The sequence below is a fragment of the Pseudoalteromonas sp. T1lg21 genome, assembly GCF_002964625.1.
In the GTDB taxonomy this organism is placed as follows: Bacteria; Pseudomonadota; Gammaproteobacteria; order Enterobacterales; family Alteromonadaceae; genus Pseudoalteromonas; species Pseudoalteromonas gelatinilytica.
In genome coordinates, this window is sequence record NZ_PQBX01000004.1 from 159,524 (window position 1) to 180,404 (window position 20,881).

Consider the following 20,881-nt stretch of genomic DNA (forward strand, 5'->3'; position numbering starts at 1 on the left):
CCCCCTTGCCGAGTTCTTCTTGATTTACTGTGGATAGTTTTCCACAAAAGGAGACGACATGAATACCCAATTAGCCGCCAACACAAAATCAGATTACGTTGTTGCAAAATTTGGTGGCACCAGTGTAGCTAACTTTGATGCTATGAGCCGCTGTGCAGAAATCGTTTGTGCTGATAATCAAGTACGTATTGTTGCAGTGAGTGCCAGTGCTGGCGTGACCAATCATTTAGTTGCATTGTGTAAACGTGATTTGAGCGCGGCTGAGCGTGATGAACATATTACTGGTGTGGTAGCCATTCAAGAAGCAATCTTGGCAGAGCTGTCGCTTGATGCTGATTTAGCACATGGCTTTAATGAAACGCTTAAGGCTTTCCAAAATTTAGCGTCAGAAGGCGCAAAGTCAGTAGCTGAGCAAGATGAGCTACTGAGCTTTGGTGAGCGTTTATCATCGTATTTGTTTACTCAAGTGTTACGTGGCCAAGGTCTTGATGCGGTGCGTTTTGATGTTCGCAAAGTGCTAAAAACAGATAGCCAATTTGCTAAAGCTACCCCAAATGTTGCAGCAACCGCTGCAGCGGCTAAAGAGCATTTAGTACCGCTACTTGAGGATCAGGTTGTGGTAACCCAAGGCTTTATTGGTAGCAATGAACACAATCAAACGACCACTTTAGGCCGTGGTGGTTCAGATTACAGTGCAGCATTACTCGCTGAAGCAATTAACGCAAAAAGCGTGCATATTTGGACCGATGTAGTCGGTATTTTCAGTACTGATCCGCGTTTATGCGCTAAAGCAAGCCCAATTGCACGCTTAAGCTTTGATGAAGCGGCAGAAATGGCAACGTTTGGTGCAAAAGTACTGCACCCGGCAACAATTTTACCTGCAAGCCGAAGCCATATTAGTGTGTTTGTTGGTTCAAGCCGTGAACCGCAATTAGGTGGAACATGGATTGAAAAAGAAAAATCTCAGCAACCAGGTATTCGTGCCGTAACGCAGCGTAAAAACCAAATTCTGTTAACGGTTAAAAGCCCAGAAATGCTCCTGGCGAGTGGTTTCTTAGCCCGTGTATTCACTATTTTAAGTGAGTTTAATATTTCGGTTGATTTGGTTACTACCTCAGAGATCAGTGTTGCAATCACTTTAGATAACGCACCAAATGCATCACGCCCTGAGCTTGATCAAGCTTGTTTAGATAAGCTTTCTGAGTTTTGTCATGTGTCGGTTGAGAATAACTTAACGCTGGTGGCTTTAATTGGTTCTGAGATTCAATTACGTCAGCAAGAAATGAACTTAATGCAGGTATTGAGTGATTTTAATATTCGTTTAATTTGCCACGGTGCAAGTAAACATAACCTGTGCTTCTTAGTTGAGCAAAGTGAGTCAGATGAAGTCGTGCAGGCTATTCACAGCCGACTATTAGAAAGCCAAGTCGCGGCGTAAGTCATTAAAGTTAATAAAAGAGCACTGCCAGTCAGTGCTTTTTTGTGCCACAACACTTATATCAAAACCTTCAATAGAGTTACTACTCGCGCTGAAATTATGTTTGCTCAATTCTTCAAATACATTAGGGGCAAGTAGTTTCGCAATCGGCTGAGCACTTGCTTTGGCAAGCGCCTCTTTTAACGTCCAAATTCTAAAAAAGCACTGTGCTTGTTCATCGGGAGCATCAAAACGGCTAATTAAGTCAACTTCATCTTGATGATAAAAATGCTTTGCGAGTTTGAGAAAAGGGCGAGGTTTACTGCTTTGTTCAATATCAAAACCAAATAGCTGCTGTTCTGGGTTAAGAGCAGCGCCAATTAAACCATTTGAATGTGATAAACAGGCCCATACAGGTTCTCTTCGTTTTGTATGTAATTTGAGCTTACTGTCTTTGTCATCAAACTGGCTCGATATTTCATTGAGGGCTAAATCATCATGAGGGTAAGCATTTTGATACAAATACTTTAATGTTAGGCGAGTCGCTAAGTACTCTTGCTTGGCGCTAGGCACTTTTCGTTTTTCAAGTACGCTCAATTCAAACCCACTGAGTAATTTATCAACGGGTAAACTTGCAACATCAATACGTGCTGCATCCATCAGCATAATTTTTTTGGCCGTTGTTTGGCTTTGCTGCTCGATGATAAGAGTGTTCGAAAAGTAGTGACTGCTCATGGTTTAACGCTTACACGAAGGCTCGTATTTAGTTTTGTTTATTTTTACAGCAGATGCACATTTATAGGCACGAACAAACGCAAATAGTTTACGCAGTTGACTGTAATTATGGTTTAATGAGGAAAAATAATAACAGATTTGTAGATGTATGGCACAAGTTCGTGACGGCTTTCAAAGTCGATTAGGTTTCGTTTTAGCAGCTTCTGGTGCGGCGGTAGGTTTAGGTAATATTTGGGGCTTTCCAACACAAGCGGCAAACCATGGCGGCGGTGCATTTTTACTCGTTTACTTCATTGTTATCTTCTTATTAGCGCTTCCGGCTCTGTATACTGAGCTGTATTTAGGTCACCAAGCGCAAGCGAATCCAGTAAAAGCATTATCTAATGCATGGCAAGACACAGCGCCTAAAGTGGGCGCTGCAGCAGGCTATATTGGCCTCTTTGGCGCGGTTGTGATGCTGAGCTTTTATTCGATAGTTGCAGGGTGGATGCTCGCTTATGCGCTTGAGCCACTCGCAAGCTTCTTTGGTTTTACTGAGTTAAGTAACTTTTTACACAGTGACTCGATGGCACGTAATTTTGTGTTTACACCACTGATGCTTATTCTTACTGCGAGTATTATTTTAAAAGGCGTTAAATCAGGTATCGAGACTTGGTCACGTCGCTTAATGCCATTATTGCTAGTATTATTAGTGGCGTTAATTGCTTATATTGCGACCCTAGATGGTGCGATGGATGGTTTTGCAGCCTACTTAGTGCCAGATTTTAGTCAAATTCTTGATGCAAACTTAATTATTGCGGCAATGGGGCAAGCGTTCTTTTCATTGTCGTTAGGTGTTGGTTGTATGATGGTTTACGGCTCTTATTTAAAACCAGATGCCAACCTGCCTAAATTAACTGGAACCGTGGCACTGCTTGATACTGGTGTGGCCTTTTTAGCGGGTTTATTGATTATTCCGGCTATTTTTGTTGCTCAACATAACGGTGTAGAGGTATTTAGCGGCGGTAAACTGGTCGGTGAAGGGCAGTTAATTTTTGCGATTTTACCTGAACTGTTTAGCACGATGGGTCAAGTGGGTTTACTCGTTGGCTTATTATTCTTTGTATTAATGTCGATTGCCTCAGTGACATCAACTATTTCATCGACCGAAATTCCAGTGGCATTTTTAGTTGAGAATCACAGTGTAGAGCGCAAAAAAGCGACCTTATTTGTAACGCTAGTCGTCTTTATCGCTTCATCACTTATTATCTTAAATTTTGACTGGTTATTTGGTTTAGTCATTATGGTGCTTACACAGTACCAATTACCTTTAATGGGACTGTTCTATTTCATTACTGTTGGCTGGTTATGGCAGCGTGGTAATAAATTGCATCAAGTATCGAGCGGCCCACATTATTGGTTTGCCCAGTACATTCGCTTTGTGTGCCCGTTATTAATGACGGCGGTTTTTGTGAACGTGGCGTTGTTGAAATAGAAACTCTAGTTGCGAGTTACAAGTTTCTAGTTTCAAGGTAAAAGACAAAAATAAAAGGCGTGGGGTTTAAACCTCACGCCTTTTTAATTTAAGGTGCGCTTGCTTTAAATAACTTCGTTAGTTAATGGTAAACCTTGGCTTATTTCATTGGCGCTTTGCAATGTAGTGCAGGCGATTTCGCTAAGTGCTTCTTGGGTGAAGAAGCCTTGGTGGCCTGTCACTAACACATTCGGGAAGCTAATAAGGCGTGAAAAAATATCGTCTTGCATGATTTCTTCACGGTGATCTTTAAAGAATAACTCTGACTCTTGCTCATACACATCAAGCCCTAGGTGTCCCAGCTTTTTAGACTTAAGCGCTTGAATACAGGCTTGAGTATCGAGAAGTGCACCACGAGAGGTGTTAATCAGCATGACACCATCTTTCATTTTCTCAAATGCGCTAGCATCAATTAAATGATGGGTATGCTCGTTGAGCGGGCAGTGCAATGAGATGACATCACTTTGTGTGAGTAATGTGTCTAAATCACATAGGGTGTAAGGGCCTTCACCAGCCATTGGGTCACAAACGAGTACTTTCGCCCCAAAGCCATTTAAGATATTAACCAGTGCTAAACCGATTTTGCCACAGCCGATAATCCCAATCGTTTTTTAAACAGATTAAAACCAAGTAAACCGTTTAAATCAAAGTTGCCTTCACGTACTCGGTTAAAGGCTTTATGGGTTTTTCGGTTGAGCGTTAGCATGAGTGCAATACAATGCTCTGCTACTGCTTCTGGGCTATATGCAGGCACGCGGCAAACCTTGATGTTATGCTCTTTGGCAGCATCAAGGTCTACATTATTGAAGCCTGCACAGCGTAATAAGATTGCTTTAATGCCAACAGCCGCCATATCTGCAATGACGTGTTTGTCGACCGTATCGTTTACAAACACGCACACTGCATCAAAACCTTGGCAGAGGGGCGTGGTATTGCTGTTTAAGGATTGCTCAAAATAACTGAGCGAAACAGACTCAGCGTATTCAGTTAGATTCCTTTCAAAAAACGGTTGCTCATACTTTTGCGCACTGAATAAGGCCAGTTTCATCATTTAAATTACTCTCTATCACCATTTTGAGGGTTTCGGGTTTGGTGCGCGGGGCATATCGCGCAACGAGTTGACCCTCTGAGTTTATAAGAAATTTGGTGAAATTCCATTTAATTGCGCGGTTTTGCGCAATTCCTCGGGTATGGCACTTTAAATAATTAAATAAAGGATGGGCGTCTGGGCCGTTGACTAACACCTTGTTAAAAATAGGAAAGCTGACATTAAAGTGTTGCTGATAAAAGGCTTTAAGTTCATTGCCATCAAGAGGTTCATTGTGGCCAAATTGATTGCAGGCAAAACCGAGTACGGTAAAACCTTGCTGTTTATATTCTTGATACAACTTTTCAAGGCTTGCCATTTGCACTGAAAAATTACATTTGCTGGCAATATTGACGATAAGCGCTGTTTTTCCTTGTAACGATTCAAGGCTAAAGTTTTCACCAGATGCAAGCTGGGCATTGAAACGATATATACTATCCATGTTTTACCTGTGTGTTTTTAAACGGTTTAAATGAACTTTTTTTCATTCGCTTTTTAGTTATTCGGTTGAGATAATGAAATTGTTACTAATTTATCACTCAAATAGGTCAGTTTTATGTCAATGAAAGTCGCCTTCATCGGATTAGGTGTAATGGGTTACCCAATGGCGGGTCACCTTGCCAACGCAGGTCACAGTGTGACAGTTTACAACCGCACAACGGCTAAAGCGCAAAAGTGGGTATCAGAATATCAAGGTGAATACGCTGAAACGCCAAGTGAAGCCGCAAAAGGGGCTGATATCGTTTTCATGTGTGTAGGCAATGATGATGATTTACGTTCAGTTGTTTATGGTGAAAATGGTGTGCTAGCAAGCATGCATGAGGGCAGCTATTTAGTTGACCACACTACAACATCAGCTGAAGTGGCACGTGAAGTTGGCGCTCAAGCAAAATTACAAGGCATCGCATTTTTAGATGCGCCGGTTTCTGGCGGCCAAGCGGGTGCAGAAAATGGGGTATTAACCGTGATGGTTGGTGGCGACGAAGCCGACTTTAATGTTGTTCAACCTGTCATGGCTGCTTTTAGCCGTTTTAGCCAATTATTAGGTGAAGTAGGTTCTGGTCAACTTTGTAAAATGGTAAATCAAATTTGTATTGCTGGTGTGGTACAAGGCTTGGCTGAGGGTTTACACTTTGCAAAACAAGCTGGCCTTGATGGTGAAAAAGTGATTGAAACCATCTCGAAAGGTGCAGCTGGCTCATGGCAGATGGAAAACCGCTACAAAACAATGTGGGCTGGTGAATACGAATTTGGTTTTGCTGTTGATTGGATGCGCAAAGATTTAGGCATCGCTTTGGATGAGGCAAAGGCAAACGGCGCAACTTTGCCGATGACGGCAACAGTTGATCAATATTACGCCGATGTGCAAGCTTTAGGCGGCGGCCGCTACGACACCTCTAGTTTATTAGCGCGTATCGAAGCGTTACATAAAAAGTAATATTCATAAAAAACGCGACAATGATTGTCGCGTTTTTTATTACATGCTTTGTGCGTAATTGTACAACGCTTTTAAAATATGCAGGTTCTTCTCGTTATCATCATTTTCATGAGCTAGATTTTCGAGGGTGATCATGAAATCTTGGCCACTGATCGACGGGCTATCTTCACCATGCATTAGCTTGTTTTGGCAATACTGACGCCAAGTGGCTAATTCATCCTGGCTAAGGGTGTGTGGCCAGTTTCGAGCGCGGTATCTAAATAACAAGGTAGCAAACTTTTTATCATCAAAATCAAGCTGCATTGAAGCTAATTGCTCAGGGCTTGCATCACGTATCATAGCAAATTTAGCTTTATCTGCATGGCTGGTAAAACCATCATAAAGTTGATAGTCAGGGTTAGTGGTTTCGCCGTAATCACGCTGTTCGTTAAATACTTCGGTTACTTTGTCGCGAAGTTCTGTGTTGGCTTTTAAAATAGCGAGATTTTGTAAACATTTTTCGCGGTCAATACCTAATCGCGCCGCGTTCTCTGGTAACAAGGTTTTTGCTGGCGCAAGAATAGGGCACTTATTTAAATGCACTAGTTTAAGGCCTACTGGTGCTTCGTCTTCGCCGAGGTCGCTGTGTTTTGTATAAAGGCACGTGCGTAGCTCTTCAACAGATAAATCTAATAAGACTTGCGGATCTTCAGTTAAATTAAAGCAAATAATGGCGTTTTTATTAACTGGATGAAAGCTCATTGGTGCAATCCAGCTGGTGCAGCCTTGATTTGCCGGAATTCGTGATGAAGTGTGCACCAGTGGTGTCATGTTAAACACATCAACTAAATCAGCCAGTGCTTTTTTAGAGCGTAAGCTAAAGAAAAACTGATACAACTTAGGTTGTTTTTCTTTAATTAATTTAGCCAGTGCAATAGTCGCTGTTACATCACTTAGTGCATCGTGAGCGGCTGCATGTTCAATGCCATTGGCAACGGTTAAGTGTTCGAGTTTAAAGCTTGGTGTACCGTCTTCTTTAAGCGGCCATTCAATGCCTTCTGGGCGTAGTGCATAACATGCTCGGACTAAATCAATAGTATCCCAACGGCTATTATTGTTTTTGTATTCACGCTCGTAAGGGTCATAAAAGTTACGATATAAGCTGTAACGTGTGACTTCATCATCAAAGCGAATACTGTTATAGCCCGCTACACAGGTGTTAGGTTGGCTAAATTCAGCATGGATTTTTGCCATAAACTCAGCTTCAACTAAGCCTTTTTGCATCGCAATTTGCGGGGTAATACCTGTTATTAAACATGCTTCGGGGTGGGGTAAGTAATCAGCCGCCGGCTTACAATACTCAATTAACGGTTCACCAATAATATTTAAATCAAGATCGGTACGAATGCCAGCAAACTGACTTGGACGATCTTTTTGCGGGCTTGCGCCAAATGTTTCGTAGTCGTGCCAGTATATCGTAGGGGGGGTGTCGTAGTATTCTCTGTTTGCCATGCAATATCCTAAGCCTTTAAATTCAATGCGTTCGGGCCTTTTTTTAGTTCTTCTAGTTACTTCGTGTTTCTTGCAATGATCTCAAGGTGTGTATAGTATCGTGTATATTTTTTTGTAAGTGTGTATAAAAAATCAAATACCGTTAAGCGATACCAAACTCTGAAATTTGTTAGGCAAGAACCAAGAGCCCAGCACATTATCGCACAGAGATAGCCTTAGTGTAAGGATATCAGCAAAAGGAACGATTACTTGGCAATATCGTTGCCGAGTTGATGGCAAACAAGTGATCATTACACTTGGTCGTTATCCTGGCCTTTCTATTAAAGAAGCGCAATCGTACATACCACAGTTTCAAAACTGGCTTAGTCAAAAGAAAGACCCTCGCATTGAATTAAAGCTAATGCGTAACAATGCAAAGGGCTTACCCACAATGACTGAAGTTGCTCATGGATGGGTATTGACTCGTGTGCCTGACCTCAAAGAAAAAACACAAACACTCTACAAAAACCATGTAAAAAAATGGGTGGCTCCTTACTTAAACTATAGAGCCTTACCAGTCGACAATATGGCTATTCATGCCTGGGTAAAGTACTTTGATATGGTAAAGCGTGATGGCAGCCCTAAAACCGCCGGCACAATTTTAACGCGCATAAAGTCAATTTTAGGTTGGGCTGAAAAACGAGGCTTAGTTAAGCCTATTAATCCGGTGTTGAACTTAAATGTGAGTGATGTTGGTGAACAGGCGAGTGTAGGCCAACGAGTTTTACAGCTAGATGAAATTGCTAAACTTTGGTTGCAGATTGAATCTACCAGAGCAACCCTTGCAACCAAGTCTTGTTTACAGCTTATATTCATAACAGGCGCTCGCCATTCTGAGATTGGTTTAGCTAAGTGGGAGCATTTTGATTTTGAAAATGATGTTTGGACGTTACCACCTGAAAATTCAAAAACAAATAAAGCGATAAGACGGCCAATCTCTAGTTTGATGAAAGAAATCTTAAACAAACTTGCAACTGTTTACGGAAATTTTGAATACATAATACCAGGTAGCAACCCACGAAAACCGATGACCACACATACCATTAACCGTTATTGTTGTCGTGTTTGGGAACAGTTATTTGAAAAATACAACATGCCTAAGTTCATACCACATGATGCGCGCAGATCATTATCCACATTACTAAGTGAGCATGGTGTTGCGCCACACTTAACAGAAAAGATGCTCGGACATACAATGCGTGGCGTTATGGCTGTCTACAACAAACATGATTGGATGAAAGAACAGAGAGAAGGTTATGAGTTATATTGCAAGTTAGTTTTAGCAAAAAAACGGTCTATCAATTCGAGTAAAAAATAAGATTTAGGGGATATAATGAGCAATATAATTGAATTTCCAAATTCTAGAACTTCAAGTGAAAAGCATTTTGAACAACTTATGTTAGATTTGCTTGTAGATGAATACAACTATGACAGATCTCGTGCATTAGAAGCTATTCGAAGTGTTTTGCCTCAATTTAAAGAAATAAATAGTGTAGTTGGGAAAGGCTTCTCATTTTCTATCGAAACAGATTTATCTGATGAGCAAATAAACATATTAAAAGCTCCTTTCCAAAAGGAATTATTAAAATACCAAGAAGAAATTCGAAACCTGTTTTTTAAACAATTATTAATACTAATAAGTGAAAGAGCTAAAGGGTGAGTATTTTCAATGCAAAATTATTTATGCATTTTGTTGTACAACATCGTTTCTTAAGTTATTTTGTGATCAGGTGTACCTTTTTAAGTTAAATTTATTTTTAATTTTTTTATCTTTAATTCAAGAGTAAATACATTTCTAAGGACTCACCAATTAAATGACTATAGGCTACATTAAAAATGGAGAGAAGATGAAGTTTGAAGATATAGCAAATAATAAGACTCAGGAATTAGTAAAACATTTCTATGCATACCAACGTATTTTATTATCTACTCAGGTGGGCATTACAATAAATGAAGAACCACAGTATCCTGTATACTTTAATGGCTTTGTTGATAAAGTAGATAAAATTAAAGACGAATTGTTCAAATTTGGAATTAAGGCTAAAGAGGTAGTACCCCTTGAAAAAGTAAATTCATCTCTGGAAACGAGCTTTTCAGTTAGCACGCAAGCTTATAAATATCTTTTACTACAAGATAATGATGTAATCGAACCGCCTACAAATATTGATTTAGTTGTTAAGTACATCATTACTAGACTCGATACACCATATAGGTAGTTATTATGATGTAAGCATCAAACTACCCATATTTAAATTAGCAAAAATCCTATGTACTAATTTGCATTGGGGTGATTTGTTAACATCCAAATTCCAAAACACTAGTAGTTCTATGCATCCTAATTGATTGTGTAACTACACCCTCAACATTGTATTGGTCAAACCCTGTTAATTTATATGGTTTATTAGCTGGGTTTGCCGACAACAAAAGGTTATTAGTTAAGTCGGCTATCTTACAAACAAATTGACAGTTTAAGCATGCAACGATTACATCGTTCTGCTTCACATCTTCGGACCTATCAATAATTAACAAATCACCATCAAAGATACCCACACCTTCCATACTACGGCCACTTGCTTGGCTGATAAAAGTTGAGTCCTTCAAAAAGCTGATATCTAACGTTTTAGAAAGCTCTTTAAACTTAGGGCCAACATCAAAATTCACAAGAATCATTTTTAAAGCTGTATTTAGAGTAATTTAATCATTGATAAAATTCTTTCCGTAGATTTCAAATTTCATTTCACTAGAAAGAACTAAAAGCAAAAGAATACAGCAACTTTTAGTTCTTCTGGAATGTTATTTAACATTATTAAATAATCATTCTTCTTTTAATATTTAAACAAGAAGATGAGGTTTAATGATTTAAAGCTGAAAGTTATGCGTATTTAATTTGGTAAAAGTGTAAGTGTCCATCCTTCAGCACCTTCACCACAAGCAAAACCAGTTGCATTACCTGTTTTAGAGCTTAACGAACAATTTCCTACTAGTGAAATAGAGCCACCAGTAAGTCCAAAATTAGTAACGTTTCCGTCTGCAAAATTTTCAGTCCAGTTACATGTAACTCCATAAGGCTGGCTTCCTACTAGGACTGTACATGTGTGAACAGCATTAAATTGGATGGTAAGTGGAGCAACATCATGGTTGTTTGAGCTTGCTTGCCATGTTGTTTGAAATAAATCGTTATGTGTAGCTTCAGACATAAGTTTTCCTTTTTATTGGCTTAATTAGAATTAAGTCGTTTATTCCCATACCTAGATATAACCATTAAATGAGCTAAGTAATTACTGATGGAGGCAACGAGTTGATACTTTCTTCGGTTAACTAGAATACATGTTGTTTTATAAGTAAATTAAGAACAGTAAATTCCAGCTTGAATAAAAGTAGCATGTTTTTTGGACAATTCTAGGTTGAGACAGAAGAAAATTTATTCATCGAAATTGGGGGGGATGTAATGGAACAATATCTATATTAGAACTAAAGAAAACTAGGTGATGAAAAGCTCTTCAAGTAAAAGCTAAAGAGACTTTAATCGTTCAAGTCGAAGTCTCTAACACCCAAACTCTAAAACAGTACTGCTTCTATGCATTCTGATTGATTGTGCAACTACACCCTAAACATTGTATTGGTCAAACCCTGTTAATTTATATGGCTTATTAGCAGGGTTTGCCGACAACAAAAGGTTATTAGTTAAGTCGGCTATCTTACAAACAAATTGACCGTTTAAGCATGCAACGATTACATCGTTCTGCTGCACATCTTTGGCCCTATCAATTATTAACAAATCACCATCATAGATCCCCACACCTTCCATACTACGGCCACTTGCGCGGCCGATAAAAGTTGAGTCCTTTAAAAAGGCCATATCTAACGTTTTAGAAAGCTCTTTAAATTTGGGCCCACATCCACATTTTCGATAATCATAATAGGTACTCGTTACAATCTATTCTAAGATTATAGTCTTTTACTGTATTTTTATACAGTTCTTGATTTTATTATTAGGTCTATGAGGTAACGGATGAATTTAAACTTTAGGGTGTACATCAAAGTTTTTTTACTTAATTGCTTTAAGGTGCAGTGCCAAAAAATAGCTTTTATTCAGAGGAGACAACTATATGTTCTACAGCTTAAGAGCAAGAAGAGCAATCAGAAAGAATCTAACGGGTATTTATGAAGATAGGCCAATAACGGTTGAAGAAGTAGATAATCTATGGATTCAATTACGAGAGACGAGGATACCCAGATATAGATTTATCGAACTTATAAACCAAAATCAGCTAAATAAAGAAGGATTGCAATTAGTATTTGATGCATTGAATCTTTACGATATTGCTTAAATAGAGCCCGCTTTGAGCGGGCACCTTAAGTTATTGAGAAATCAGAACACCCAAAGGGTGTTACTTATATTTCGACTTGACGCAATAAATGTGGCTACTCAATCATTGCATTTAATTCATCTTTATATGCTGCAATTGGTGTGTAAAGCTTGTGAAAAGCCCTGCCAATAGCACCATTAAAGAGAACCATTTGAGGCTGCATTTCTTTTTTACCAGAAGTTAAAATATGATTATGAGAGATACCTGGATATGGGTCAATATAGTAAATTCTCTTCATACCAAGTTGATAGGCTTTTTTTGCACAGAGCTCGCAAGGGCTCGCAGTTGTAAATAAAAAACCTCCTTCAATTCCGCTTCCTCCATCTTTAGACATTTGAAGAAACGCATTTTCTTCTGCATGTAATGAGCGTGTGTGTACTTGATTTTTATCTTCCTTAATTTGGTTATATTCTGATTTAAAGCAATATGAAGGGTTATAACCTGTTTCATTTATTTTTATTAATTTTTGATGCCTCTTTTCCATGTGGTTTCTAAATTCAGTATCTTCTAATTCGAAAGGGCTATATGCCTCCAAATCAACTTTATTTTTAAGGTTATCAACAGACCTTAGATTACAAGGAACTTGGCCATACGGAGCATCATTCCAACCAACAGCTTTAATTGAGAAATTATTCATTGTAACAACGGCGCCAACTTGGCGAGAAAGACAACCTGAATTTAACTTTGATGCATAAGCAACTTGCATGCACCTTTCTTCTGGAGTCGGTGTAATAAGGCCCGGTTTCTGTGCCAGTGATACTAATTTTATTAATTGGTTTGTCAGTTTCTGAAAGGTATCTGAATCACCATCTTTAGCATTACTGTCAATATAAATATCAGCTTTTTGTAAACAGCCTTGAATATCTTGATCTGTAAAACTTTTCTTATCATTTAAGTCGAGACTTGAATATTCTATTTTGTCAATTTGATTAATACTCTCATCTGAGAAACCTTTCTTTATCAGACGTGACTTTCTCACTTCTTCCTCGCAAGAAATCGCGAGTAGATAAAATGCAGAATAGCGTTCTTGAAAATAACTAGCTTCTAGAGGATTTCTAATTGCATCAATCGTAATATAGGTACTTTGATTTTTATCTTTATTTTCTTTATGTAACTCATTAATAATATATTTTATGTTTTGAGCAATGGTGAAAAATTTACCTTTCTTCATGTCGCTTTTAGATACACAACCAGAACGACGAGCATTTCGTCCTAATGCTTGATAGAGTTTAACAAATGTCTCGTTATCTAATTGCTCTCTAATTAACATTGTAAGTTTGTCAAGAAACGTAATAAAAAATTCATATTTAGATAACTTATCTTTCTCCGTTTTTAGCTGTCTTTGAAGAGATAAAAAGAAATTAATATCTGCTGCTCTTATAGAATCTTGAGCTGACAGAAAATTTTTAATTTCTTCTTCAGAAAGTTTCTGTAATAACAAGTACGTTAATATTGAACTAACCCTCAAATGAGTGAATGGGTGCCAATTTTCTCTATAAAACGTATTTAGAATTTTTTCTTTTCGCTGAAAGTTATTCTCAGCATCAGGCCCTGAGAATAAGCAATGCTTTAATTTAGCTTTATCGGTTGATAATATTCTTGCTGCAGATGTACAACCACTGCCTGTTCTACCTGTGAGTCCTATTATTATGAAATCTTCGTTCTTGCTGTGAAGCTTTTCTAGTGCGGATTTTAAGTATTCGTTTGAATTGTTCATGCCTTTGCTCACCATTCTTGTGATTATTAATTATTATTTACTTTAGTAATTCTGTTACTCGTAGAGTTCATCAACAAAATATCTAATTCCATTTCTTTGATATTGATAGTATTTCATTTTTACAGAGATTTCACAGTAAAAATTACTTTTCCTACCAACGTGCAGTTGCCATTGATGGGGATGAGTTGTTCTGGCCAGTTGGGGTTGGCGGCTTTTAGGAACTTTTGATTGCCTTCGATGATCAGCTGTTTGAAAGTGGCTTGGTTGTCGTCATCTAAACGAGCTACAACGTAAGAACCGTGGATGCACTCGGCTTCGGGGTCAACAAATATTAGATCGCCATCATTAAACTTAGGCTCCATGCTTATTCCTTGCACACGAAGAACAAATGACTGTTCACTGCAATTAACTGGGCAAAGGAATCTTTCAGCATCCACAGGGCTAACTTCGGAAATATCTGACCAAGCACCTGCTTGTACCCAACTAATTAGCGGTAGTTTATTGGTTACTATTTTCGTTACTTCCGCATTATCTAATTCACCAACTCCAAACTGTAAATATTCTGGAGTTGTTTCTAATGCTTCAGCTAAAGCTATAATTTTTCTTGGACTAGTGGTAATAACTGTACGCCCATAGCCACGGGCTCTAGGGATGAGTTGTTACTTGATATGGAGGGTCATGACACAAAAGAGATCGAGCAGGTTAAAAAGGATCTAATTTCAGGTAAAAGGATCAGGCGAAACGAGCAAATTTATCAAATAAGAGATGGTCAGTTGCAGGTTCTGGACGAAGCAGCCCAACAAAAACATGAAAAACGACTCGCTATTGAATACCGAGCGAAAACACTCGCCCAAAAATCGGGTAGTTGGCATGTAACCGATGCACATAGACAACAAGCAAAAGAGTTAATAGAGCTTGCATACACATATGCAGAGCATGATGGCCGTGATTCGTTAATTAAAACAAGGAATGAGAATGGGCTTGTTGTAATAGGGGACTGGGATTTGGCCTTGTTAGTTAATGATGATCAAGCTTCTGCAGTCAGTAAAAATGATTGGTGGTCATTAGAGTTGTTGGCGTGACAAATAAGCCATATTAATTAGTTCAGGCCTTTTGAACGTCAAAGTTTCATAATTAATATTAAGAAACTTAGTTGTAATTATATCTTTTGAATAATTAAAACCGAATCTAGTCACGCTAATATAAATTGAATGAATTACTTTTTAAAGCAGCCTTAAAATTAGTACTTTAATACTATTTCATTGGTGTTAATTTACTGTTAATTTACTTGGGCCTTTAACGGGTACGGATATATTAAATTTAAGGAAAAAATAATGAAAAAAGTAATTGTTGGTTTTGTGTCACTATTCCTTGCACTAAACGTTCATGCTGGTGATAAATTAAAAGAGGAACCACATGACTTCACATACTGGGAAGGATGCTGGGCACATAACTCAGACAAGCAAGTAAATATCATGGGTATGTATTACCCTTCCTTTCCATATAAATTTCATGGTTATAGTCTACAGGGGGAATATGCATGCGACTCTACTTATAAAAAATACTTTATAAATAGAAATTATTCTCCGAATGCAAATTTCACTATTCTTTCACAAGAACCGGAATGGTCTGGAGGTGTGAATCGAGTTAGGATTTCATCTACATCTACAGATAGAGATGGAGATATTACTGAATACACATGGTGGGTAAATGGAGTTGAAAATTCTGAAAAAGGCAGCATTTTATCAATTAAAACTTTCAAAGGTGGATATTACGATATTAAGTTGAAAGTAAAGGATAATGGTATACTGAATATAGACCCCGATACTGGGAAATGGTTGAATGATAAAGAAAGATACTTTCATCAAAAAGATACTATAGAGAAAACTGTTTACCTGTTACCACACTCTTGTGAAGCCCCTTGTGTTATTGATTAATTTACATTAAGCCCCTCATGGGGCTTTTTTACAGATTACAAACCTGTTAGTTCTAGCTGCTGTTCACGAGGTAAGTTCTTAATTAACAATGCGGCAATCTGTGCAGTTGTTTGGCGTGGTGGGTTTAGGTAGTGTTTAAATGCTAACGTACTCACAAACGTTGCTCCACAGTTTTTAACGTCAGTGCATGAAATATAAAGATCAGCTACATGGGTTGATTGATTTTCTCTTGATGAAATAGTCGCTTTACTTCCACAGTTCGGACACGTTACCCGCATAATCACACCAATAAAATTAACAAAACAACTGTAATTATAGACAGTGCCAATAGGGCTGGCAAACGTGTTATTTTACGAAAAAATTAAAATGATGAATCTACGATGTCGAAACACCATCCGTATGAAGTTGATAATGAAAGTTATAACAAAATGTTTGAAGATAAGGAACAGGAAGAGAAAGGTGCGGGAGTTAATTTGAAAAGTAAAAAAGAAAAAGCTCTTGAGCATGCATTAGATATAAGAAAATTCGAAATAGAACTTTATTGGAAGCGAGCCACATATTTTTGGGCTTTGATTGCTGTTACTTTTGCTGGCTTTTTTGGAGTTATCTCGAGCAATATAAAACCAACTTCTGATAAAGAAGTTTATGTGTTTGTTATTGGGTGTATTGGCTTATTTTTTACTTGGGCTTGGTTTTTAGTTAATAAAGGAAGCAAATATTGGCAGGAAAACTGGGAAAATCATGTAAACATGCTAGAAAATGACATTATTGGTCCGCTTTACAAAACAAGCCTTGAAAGACCAGATGATGATGGGTTTATCGAGGACTTAGTAACTGGACCTGCAAAATTATCCGTATCAAAAATAAATCAATGGGTAAGTTTATTTACTTTAGTTGTATGGCTCGGTTTATTATTGAGTGTTTTTGATTGGGGTTTACATACAGCCAGTTTATATCAAGCGCTCTCGTTTAACGTTGTGGTATTTTTTATGGTTATGACACTTAAAGAAAGTACTTCATATCATGGTAATCATCACCATATTATGAATACTAGAAAATCTAATGTCGTTAAGCGGGGAATCAAATAAAATACATTTAAGTACTGTAATAGGCTACTTAACTGGATATTTAAAAGTAATTAAACATACTAATTTAGCTTACAGCCGATTTAAGAGTTTTTTTCAACTGCATAACATAGTATTTAGTTAGGCCGCCAAGGCACACTGGATGTGCCTTTTGACAATCAAAAGGCCACAAAATTCATTCCTCCTCGCCTTCCGCTTTCGTGCAAAAAATGCGTCAAATTGACAACTGTTGTGACATGCTATTTTTAGCTAGACCTTGCAATAAAGGGATCTGAGAGTTGTTTGAAAAAGATCAGATTGTCAAATCTGTGACAATGTTTGACATAAAGTGACAACAAAAAGATCAAATACCTGATGATTTACCTGATATTGAAATATCATTAATTAATTATCAGTTAAGTGATAAATAAATTATGAAATATTTACATAAAGGCTCGCAAAGCCAAGAGCGGTTAGATTCACTTTTATCGTTTGGTAAAAGCACTAGTGAAGATATAAAAGCAGCACTAAGCGATTACTTGGTACGAGGAATTAGTAAAACCAATGCAGCAACGCTTAATGGTGTGCCTGGACCAAATCTGACTAAAGCACTTAAGCGTCTTGAAGTGGTGGTCGCTAAAATTGAAAAGGTAAAAGAGCTAGATTGGTCTGGTAGACTTAGTTAGTTAAAAAAGTTACTTTGTTGTACTTATTTACTACTCATTAAAAAGGATTACTGAATGTTAGATTTTATTAAGTACGTTTTAAATGAATTAGGTATAGATGAGCATGCTGAGCCAACTATAGATTCAGTTATAACATATCACTTTAGAGACAGACATGAAGATATCCATGTTAATTTTAATTTAATCAGTGATGATACTCATTTGGAGTTAACAGAAGAAGACGAGGAGGCATTTCGTGAATTCAGAAGCAGGCAGATATTTAGCGAAAAGCTAGAACAGTTCGAGTCGAATATAATTAATGCGGTTGAACTATACAGAGAAAAAGCAAAATCCACTATAGGAAACCAGCAAGGCTCATCATTCAGATTAACAAGCGACTTAAAGTTAGATTTAATAGAATTATAACCGTAGCCGGTTTATGATCTGTAACCTATTATAAAATATTAGGTACCCAAAGTGACTGAACAGCAAATATCTCATGCAGCAACAAATGCACTCTCATTTTATGCAGCTGCAAAACGTTGTAACATAAATGGGATGGTTCCAATAGGGACACCAAGTATTATTAATGCATCGTTTTCCGTTGAATTAGCTCTCAAAGTTATTCTTTATAGTGATGGTGTGGATTGTAAAGGTCATCACTTGCTAGCACTTATGGAAAAACTACCTTCAGAAATTTGCATTGAAATACAAAATTATCTAGTAGTGAAATGGCCTGATTACGAACAGCAATTAAAAAATTGTGATAAGGCTTTTGTTGACTGGCGATATGTACATAAAATTGATATAGAGCTTAATATAAATATTAACTTCCTGATTTTTCTTTCAGAAATATGTTGTAGAATTATGATGGAACAAATTGGATATACATCAAATGTTGAGCTACAAGATATGCTCTAGTTGTTTGTAAGTTACAAGATAAAAATGAATTATTGAAATTCCACTTCTGTTATTAAAGCGCTAGTCACTAGCGCTTTTCTTATTATCTCTGATCCGCCAAAATGCTCTAAACAACCGCATTAATCCAAGCGTTGAAACAGCAATCCCTACAATCACAAACTCAAAGTACTAGGGCGCACCTTTATAGCCCATCGCTTTCCAGCCTTCAGCCATGTACGGCTGCATAGCAGGTATAAAGTGACAGATGAACAACCCCAAAAAGAATAAAATAATCACTTCATCCATTATGGTTTTGTCGCGGTTCTTAAGCACAAGTAAGTCATAGTCAGCGTCGTTTTGCTCAACCTGTTCAAGGCGTTTTGCTTTGGCGTTGAACTGGGCAATTTTAAAGTTGTTTTCAGCACGTGCTACATCCGCGGCCATTTCAGCGGCGATGCGTTTACGCTCCCGATAGCCGCCAGTTAAGTCGGCTATCGGATCGGTTAATAATGAAAATACGGATTTTAGCCAGCCCATTATTTACCTCCCCTAATTAATTTAATAAATGCTTTTGGGTCTTTACTGAATGACTTGATCATTTTGTCTAAATCCTTAAGTAAGAATGGTGAACGCCTTTACGATAATTGATACCTAAAGAGCTACTGGGATATAGCTAATCTATTGATATTATTGTGATAAAATTTAACAAGCGAAAAGAAAGTTACCATGAGCGCATCTGCAGCATTGATAGAAACGACACATCAAACATAGACGACAATCAAATCACAAATGTGAGGTGCTCATTAAAAACCGTAGTGGGTGAAAGGTATTAATAGTTTCACGTCAAAGATTATTGTTAGGCAGTAAAAAGCAGGTTGATATTGAAGCTACGGAAAATATGAACCTAAAACCAGTCAAAACCCTAAAGCAACAGATTTAGCAAAAGTGGAAGGTAAAACAGTGTGGTTGGGTGATAGCTCAGTAGATATGGCTAAAGTACTCCTTGATTTAATAAGCCTAGAAACGCATGGTGACAAAGATTAGGGAGTAGGAGAGCCAATTACAAAATCAGAATTTATAGGCCACAAATCAACAGTAGGGGTGTTAAAAAATAAATTGGAGCCAATAGTAAAGTGAATTGTATGTGGCAAGAAACTGCCAGTGTTTATTAATGGTGTATAAAAATAATATTTTTAAAAATTAGATTGTTTATTTTCAAATATTTATAAGAGTTTTTGTATAGTCGTGCCAATAAATTGTTGGTTGCTGTTGTTCTGGATATGCCATGCATTAAACCTTGCTAAGCGTAGGGCCGCTTTGACTTATTTTTTGAATTAACAGAATTATGGCATAGAGCCTAGCTAGTTTATAGAGCTAAACGGTTTGATGCTGTTCAGCGTACGTTTTGTAAACGTGGATAGTATAAAAAATGGCCTAACGGTTTAATTTTATGCTTATATAGGGGCTAGTCGTTAGTTTTTACCCAATTTGTATTTTAGTGGCTCGGTATTTGCTAACGAAAACTATCTTTAACAATGAAGGAACAAAAAAATGACTTTATCAGCTTTATTACTATCTACTTTAGCATTCGACGCAGCACCAGTTTCAAGCTTTGATACTACAAAACTTCAAGGCTCTGGTGGAATCGTAATTTTAGTACCGCCAAAAAAGAAAAACTTACAAGGCTCTGCTGGAATTGTGATTTTGGTACCAAAAAAGAAAGAAAACTAAGCACTTACAGAATAAAGCCAGCTCAAACGCTGGTTTTTTTTTGAGTATAGCATTATGCTTAGGCGTGTCTTTTTTGGGATACGCCATGCAATACCTTACAGATTTATACAATGAGTTTTTAGTCGCAACTTCTGCACATAAAGTGTTCTCTACTCAAGTTATTATAGCTCTTTGTTATACAGTCGCATTGATACATTCTTTCTATAGAGCATTCAAACATAGAGAGCTTTTTAGCGACTTTTTGTCAATTGCCGTTGTAGCATCAAAATACTTAGTAACTTCTCTACTTATGGAAAAGGTTCTACTTTATATTTCTGAGGGTGGGAACGGTGCGTTTGCACAGAACATTTATCTTGTATTAGCTGGTTTCAATGTTTTGAGTATGGCTATCTTATATAAATTGCATACAAAGTTTAGTTATACATTTGGGGATTTGTTTTTCTGTATAATCAAGCTGACGACACTTTTAGCTTTAGCGCATTTTATTTTGTGGTTTAAGCTCGTCGTATTGTTTATCCAAGCTGAACATGCCTATATACACTACATGTATAGCTTTATTGTGCTCTACATTAGTATTGTGCTTGCTGTTGTGATGTTGTTTCCTGGTCTTTTGAAAACCAAATTAAAACTATTACTTAGTCCAAGCTGGCCGTTTGGAACAAAAACTTAACATTAATTATTAGATGATTTTCAGTCTCATACTATCATTTATAATGCTTTTTCCTGATGTATTACGGACCAAGTTTGGGTGTATAGTAACATTTAGTTTACCGAGGG

The 20,881-nt window shown here is 37.5% G+C and carries 24 protein-coding genes and 3 pseudogenes; 16 read left to right on the forward strand and 11 right to left on the reverse strand.

Going from position 1 to position 20,881, the window contains the following annotated elements; genetic code table 11:
- Positions 1-58: 58 nt before the first annotated feature.
- Positions 59-1,438 carry a lysine-sensitive aspartokinase 3 gene (lysC, locus tag C2M25_RS03285; protein ID WP_105180382.1) on the forward strand — a complete coding sequence of 460 codons (1,380 nt, stop codon included), beginning with the start codon at positions 59-61 and terminating at the stop codon, positions 1,436-1,438.
- Here the strand turns inward: lysC and C2M25_RS03290 are convergent.
- A complete protein-coding gene (locus C2M25_RS03290) occupies positions 1,415-2,152 on the reverse strand; it encodes a 4'-phosphopantetheinyl transferase family protein (RefSeq protein ID WP_105180383.1) in 738 nt (245 codons plus the stop codon). The genes lysC and C2M25_RS03290 overlap by 24 nt on opposite strands.
- Positions 2,153-2,300: 148 nt before the next feature.
- On the opposite strand from C2M25_RS03290, the gene C2M25_RS03295 reads away from it, so the two are divergent.
- On the forward strand, positions 2,301-3,626 hold the full coding sequence (locus C2M25_RS03295) for a sodium-dependent transporter (RefSeq protein ID WP_105180384.1): 1,326 nt from the start codon (positions 2,301-2,303) through the stop codon (positions 3,624-3,626).
- Positions 3,627-3,730: 104 nt separating this feature from the next.
- On the opposite strand, the pseudogene C2M25_RS03300 reads toward C2M25_RS03295, so the two are convergent.
- Positions 3,731-4,713, reverse strand: a pseudogene (locus tag C2M25_RS03300) (2-hydroxyacid dehydrogenase).
- Entirely contained in the window at positions 4,679-5,194 is a 516-nt protein-coding gene (locus C2M25_RS03305) for a glutathione peroxidase (protein WP_055020820.1), read from the reverse strand. Before C2M25_RS03305 ends, C2M25_RS03300 begins: the two are co-directional and overlap by 35 nt.
- 114 nt (positions 5,195-5,308) lie before the next feature.
- Between C2M25_RS03305 and C2M25_RS03310 the strand changes: the two genes are divergently transcribed.
- Positions 5,309-6,190 carry an NAD(P)-dependent oxidoreductase gene (locus C2M25_RS03310; protein WP_105174004.1) on the forward strand — a complete coding sequence of 294 codons (882 nt, stop codon included), beginning with the start codon at positions 5,309-5,311 and terminating at the stop codon, positions 6,188-6,190.
- A gap of 39 nt (positions 6,191-6,229) precedes the next feature.
- Here the strand turns inward: C2M25_RS03310 and sbcB are convergent, their stop codons facing one another.
- Positions 6,230-7,681, reverse strand: a complete 1,452-nt coding sequence (gene sbcB / locus C2M25_RS03315) for an exodeoxyribonuclease I (RefSeq protein ID WP_105180385.1) — start codon at positions 7,679-7,681, stop codon at positions 6,230-6,232.
- Positions 7,682-7,847: 166 nt separating this feature from the next.
- Here sbcB and C2M25_RS21915 point away from each other — a divergent pair.
- From C2M25_RS21915 to C2M25_RS03330, 4 genes and pseudogenes are all read left to right on the forward strand, one after another.
- Positions 7,848-8,063, forward strand: a pseudogene (locus C2M25_RS21915) (Arm DNA-binding domain-containing protein); the annotation flags it as partial.
- A gap of 48 nt (positions 8,064-8,111) precedes the next feature.
- Positions 8,112-9,038 carry a tyrosine-type recombinase/integrase gene (locus tag C2M25_RS03320; RefSeq protein ID WP_234003529.1) on the forward strand — a complete coding sequence of 309 codons (927 nt, stop codon included), beginning with the start codon at positions 8,112-8,114 and terminating at the stop codon, positions 9,036-9,038.
- Between the two features lie 15 nt (positions 9,039-9,053).
- Positions 9,054-9,380 carry a hypothetical protein gene (locus tag C2M25_RS03325; RefSeq protein ID WP_105180386.1) on the forward strand — a complete coding sequence of 109 codons (327 nt, stop codon included), beginning with the start codon at positions 9,054-9,056 and terminating at the stop codon, positions 9,378-9,380.
- 187 nt (positions 9,381-9,567) lie between these two features.
- Complete coding sequence (locus C2M25_RS03330) at positions 9,568-9,936, forward strand: hypothetical protein (RefSeq protein WP_158679665.1); 369 nt, start codon at positions 9,568-9,570, stop codon at positions 9,934-9,936.
- Between the two features lie 79 nt (positions 9,937-10,015).
- On the opposite strand, the gene C2M25_RS03335 is transcribed toward C2M25_RS03330, so the two are convergent.
- From C2M25_RS03335 to C2M25_RS03345, 3 genes are all read right to left on the reverse strand, one after another.
- Complete coding sequence (locus tag C2M25_RS03335; protein WP_105180388.1) at positions 10,016-10,390, reverse strand: LexA family protein; 375 nt, start codon at positions 10,388-10,390, stop codon at positions 10,016-10,018.
- Positions 10,391-10,602: 212 nt separating this feature from the next.
- A complete protein-coding gene (locus C2M25_RS03340) occupies positions 10,603-10,917 on the reverse strand; it encodes a hypothetical protein (protein ID WP_105180389.1) in 315 nt (104 codons plus the stop codon).
- A 410-nt stretch (positions 10,918-11,327) separates the two neighbouring features.
- Entirely contained in the window at positions 11,328-11,579 is a 252-nt protein-coding gene (locus C2M25_RS03345) for a LexA family protein (protein ID WP_158679666.1), read from the reverse strand.
- Positions 11,580-11,829: 250 nt separating this feature from the next.
- Here C2M25_RS03345 and C2M25_RS03350 point away from each other — a divergent pair, with 250 nt between their 5' ends.
- On the forward strand, positions 11,830-12,051 hold the full coding sequence (locus tag C2M25_RS03350; protein ID WP_105180390.1) for a hypothetical protein: 222 nt from the start codon (positions 11,830-11,832) through the stop codon (positions 12,049-12,051).
- Positions 12,052-12,145: 94 nt separating this feature from the next.
- On the opposite strand, the gene C2M25_RS03355 is transcribed toward C2M25_RS03350, so the two are convergent.
- Positions 12,146-13,807: a deoxycytidylate deaminase gene (locus C2M25_RS03355; protein WP_105180391.1), complete on the reverse strand. Its 1,662-nt coding sequence runs from the start codon at positions 13,805-13,807 to the stop codon at positions 12,146-12,148.
- Positions 13,808-13,926: 119 nt separating this feature from the next.
- Entirely contained in the window at positions 13,927-14,460 is a 534-nt protein-coding gene (locus C2M25_RS21920) for a LexA family protein (RefSeq protein ID WP_105180392.1), read from the reverse strand.
- 3 nt (positions 14,461-14,463) lie between these two features.
- Between C2M25_RS21920 and C2M25_RS03365 the strand changes: the two genes are divergently transcribed.
- Both C2M25_RS03365 and C2M25_RS03370 read left to right on the forward strand, forming a co-directional pair.
- Positions 14,464-14,889, forward strand: a complete 426-nt coding sequence (locus C2M25_RS03365; protein WP_158679667.1) for a hypothetical protein — start codon at positions 14,464-14,466, stop codon at positions 14,887-14,889.
- 252 nt (positions 14,890-15,141) lie between these two features.
- Positions 15,142-15,744, forward strand: a complete 603-nt coding sequence (locus tag C2M25_RS03370) for a hypothetical protein (protein ID WP_105180394.1) — start codon at positions 15,142-15,144, stop codon at positions 15,742-15,744.
- Between the two features lie 35 nt (positions 15,745-15,779).
- Here the strand turns inward: C2M25_RS03370 and C2M25_RS03375 are convergent, their stop codons facing one another.
- Positions 15,780-16,022 (reverse strand): ogr/Delta-like zinc finger family protein, encoded by a 243-nt coding sequence (locus tag C2M25_RS03375; RefSeq protein ID WP_234003523.1) that lies wholly within the window; start codon positions 16,020-16,022, stop codon positions 15,780-15,782.
- Between the two features lie 102 nt (positions 16,023-16,124).
- Here C2M25_RS03375 and C2M25_RS03380 point away from each other — a divergent pair, with 102 nt between their 5' ends.
- From C2M25_RS03380 to C2M25_RS03395, 4 genes are all read left to right on the forward strand, one after another.
- Positions 16,125-16,832, forward strand: coding sequence for a RipA family octameric membrane protein (locus C2M25_RS03380; protein WP_199775143.1), 708 nt, complete (start codon positions 16,125-16,127; stop codon positions 16,830-16,832).
- Between the two features lie 410 nt (positions 16,833-17,242).
- Positions 17,243-17,494, forward strand: a complete 252-nt coding sequence (locus C2M25_RS03385) for a hypothetical protein (RefSeq protein WP_105180395.1) — start codon at positions 17,243-17,245, stop codon at positions 17,492-17,494.
- Positions 17,495-17,548: 54 nt separating this feature from the next.
- A complete protein-coding gene (locus C2M25_RS03390; RefSeq protein ID WP_105180396.1) occupies positions 17,549-17,899 on the forward strand; it encodes a hypothetical protein in 351 nt (116 codons plus the stop codon).
- Between the two features lie 51 nt (positions 17,900-17,950).
- On the forward strand, positions 17,951-18,394 hold the full coding sequence (locus C2M25_RS03395) for a hypothetical protein (protein WP_105180397.1): 444 nt from the start codon (positions 17,951-17,953) through the stop codon (positions 18,392-18,394).
- Between the two features lie 60 nt (positions 18,395-18,454).
- On the opposite strand, the pseudogene C2M25_RS03400 reads toward C2M25_RS03395, so the two are convergent.
- A pseudogene (locus C2M25_RS03400) lies at positions 18,455-18,910 on the reverse strand (hypothetical protein).
- 1,014 nt (positions 18,911-19,924) lie between these two features.
- Between C2M25_RS03400 and C2M25_RS03405 the strand changes: the two are divergent.
- Positions 19,925-20,104 carry a hypothetical protein gene (locus tag C2M25_RS03405; protein ID WP_105180398.1) on the forward strand — a complete coding sequence of 60 codons (180 nt, stop codon included), beginning with the start codon at positions 19,925-19,927 and terminating at the stop codon, positions 20,102-20,104.
- Positions 20,105-20,189: 85 nt separating this feature from the next.
- Entirely contained in the window at positions 20,190-20,774 is a 585-nt protein-coding gene (locus tag C2M25_RS03410) for a hypothetical protein (protein WP_105180399.1), read from the forward strand.
- Positions 20,775-20,881 lie beyond the last annotated feature (107 nt).

Bases quoted from the DNA above. Each gene is read 5' to 3' on its own strand.
- C2M25_RS03370 (WP_105180394.1), top strand. From the start codon at position 15,142: ATGAAAAAAGTAATTGTTGGTTTTGTGTCACTATTCCTTGCACTAAAC.
- C2M25_RS03330 (WP_158679665.1), top strand. From the start codon at position 9,568: ATGAAGTTTGAAGATATAGCAAATAATAAGACTCAGGAATTAGTAAAA.
- C2M25_RS03335 (WP_105180388.1), bottom strand. From the start codon at position 10,390: ATGATTCTTGTGAATTTTGATGTTGGCCCTAAGTTTAAAGAGCTTTCT.
- sbcB (WP_105180385.1), bottom strand. From the start codon at position 7,681: ATGGCAAACAGAGAATACTACGACACCCCCCCTACGATATACTGGCAC.
- C2M25_RS03405 (WP_105180398.1), top strand. From the start codon at position 19,925: ATGACTTTATCAGCTTTATTACTATCTACTTTAGCATTCGACGCAGCA.
- C2M25_RS03385 (WP_105180395.1), top strand. From the start codon at position 17,243: ATGAAATATTTACATAAAGGCTCGCAAAGCCAAGAGCGGTTAGATTCA.
- C2M25_RS03375 (WP_234003523.1), bottom strand. From the start codon at position 16,022: ATGCGGGTAACGTGTCCGAACTGTGGAAGTAAAGCGACTATTTCATCA.
- C2M25_RS03305 (WP_055020820.1), bottom strand. From the start codon at position 5,194: ATGGATAGTATATATCGTTTCAATGCCCAGCTTGCATCTGGTGAAAAC.
- C2M25_RS03325 (WP_105180386.1), top strand. From the start codon at position 9,054: ATGAGCAATATAATTGAATTTCCAAATTCTAGAACTTCAAGTGAAAAG.
- C2M25_RS03390 (WP_105180396.1), top strand. From the start codon at position 17,549: ATGTTAGATTTTATTAAGTACGTTTTAAATGAATTAGGTATAGATGAG.
- lysC (WP_105180382.1), top strand. From the start codon at position 59: ATGAATACCCAATTAGCCGCCAACACAAAATCAGATTACGTTGTTGCA.
- C2M25_RS03320 (WP_234003529.1), top strand. From the start codon at position 8,112: ATGACTGAAGTTGCTCATGGATGGGTATTGACTCGTGTGCCTGACCTC.
- C2M25_RS03310 (WP_105174004.1), top strand. From the start codon at position 5,309: ATGTCAATGAAAGTCGCCTTCATCGGATTAGGTGTAATGGGTTACCCA.
- C2M25_RS03345 (WP_158679666.1), bottom strand. From the start codon at position 11,579: ATGGCCTTTTTAAAGGACTCAACTTTTATCGGCCGCGCAAGTGGCCGT.
- C2M25_RS03410 (WP_105180399.1), top strand. From the start codon at position 20,190: ATGCAATACCTTACAGATTTATACAATGAGTTTTTAGTCGCAACTTCT.
- C2M25_RS03380 (WP_199775143.1), top strand. From the start codon at position 16,125: ATGTCGAAACACCATCCGTATGAAGTTGATAATGAAAGTTATAACAAA.
- C2M25_RS03290 (WP_105180383.1), bottom strand. From the start codon at position 2,152: ATGAGCAGTCACTACTTTTCGAACACTCTTATCATCGAGCAGCAAAGC.
- C2M25_RS03340 (WP_105180389.1), bottom strand. From the start codon at position 10,917: ATGTCTGAAGCTACACATAACGATTTATTTCAAACAACATGGCAAGCA.
- C2M25_RS03350 (WP_105180390.1), top strand. From the start codon at position 11,830: ATGTTCTACAGCTTAAGAGCAAGAAGAGCAATCAGAAAGAATCTAACG.
- C2M25_RS03355 (WP_105180391.1), bottom strand. From the start codon at position 13,807: ATGAACAATTCAAACGAATACTTAAAATCCGCACTAGAAAAGCTTCAC.
- C2M25_RS03295 (WP_105180384.1), top strand. From the start codon at position 2,301: ATGGCACAAGTTCGTGACGGCTTTCAAAGTCGATTAGGTTTCGTTTTA.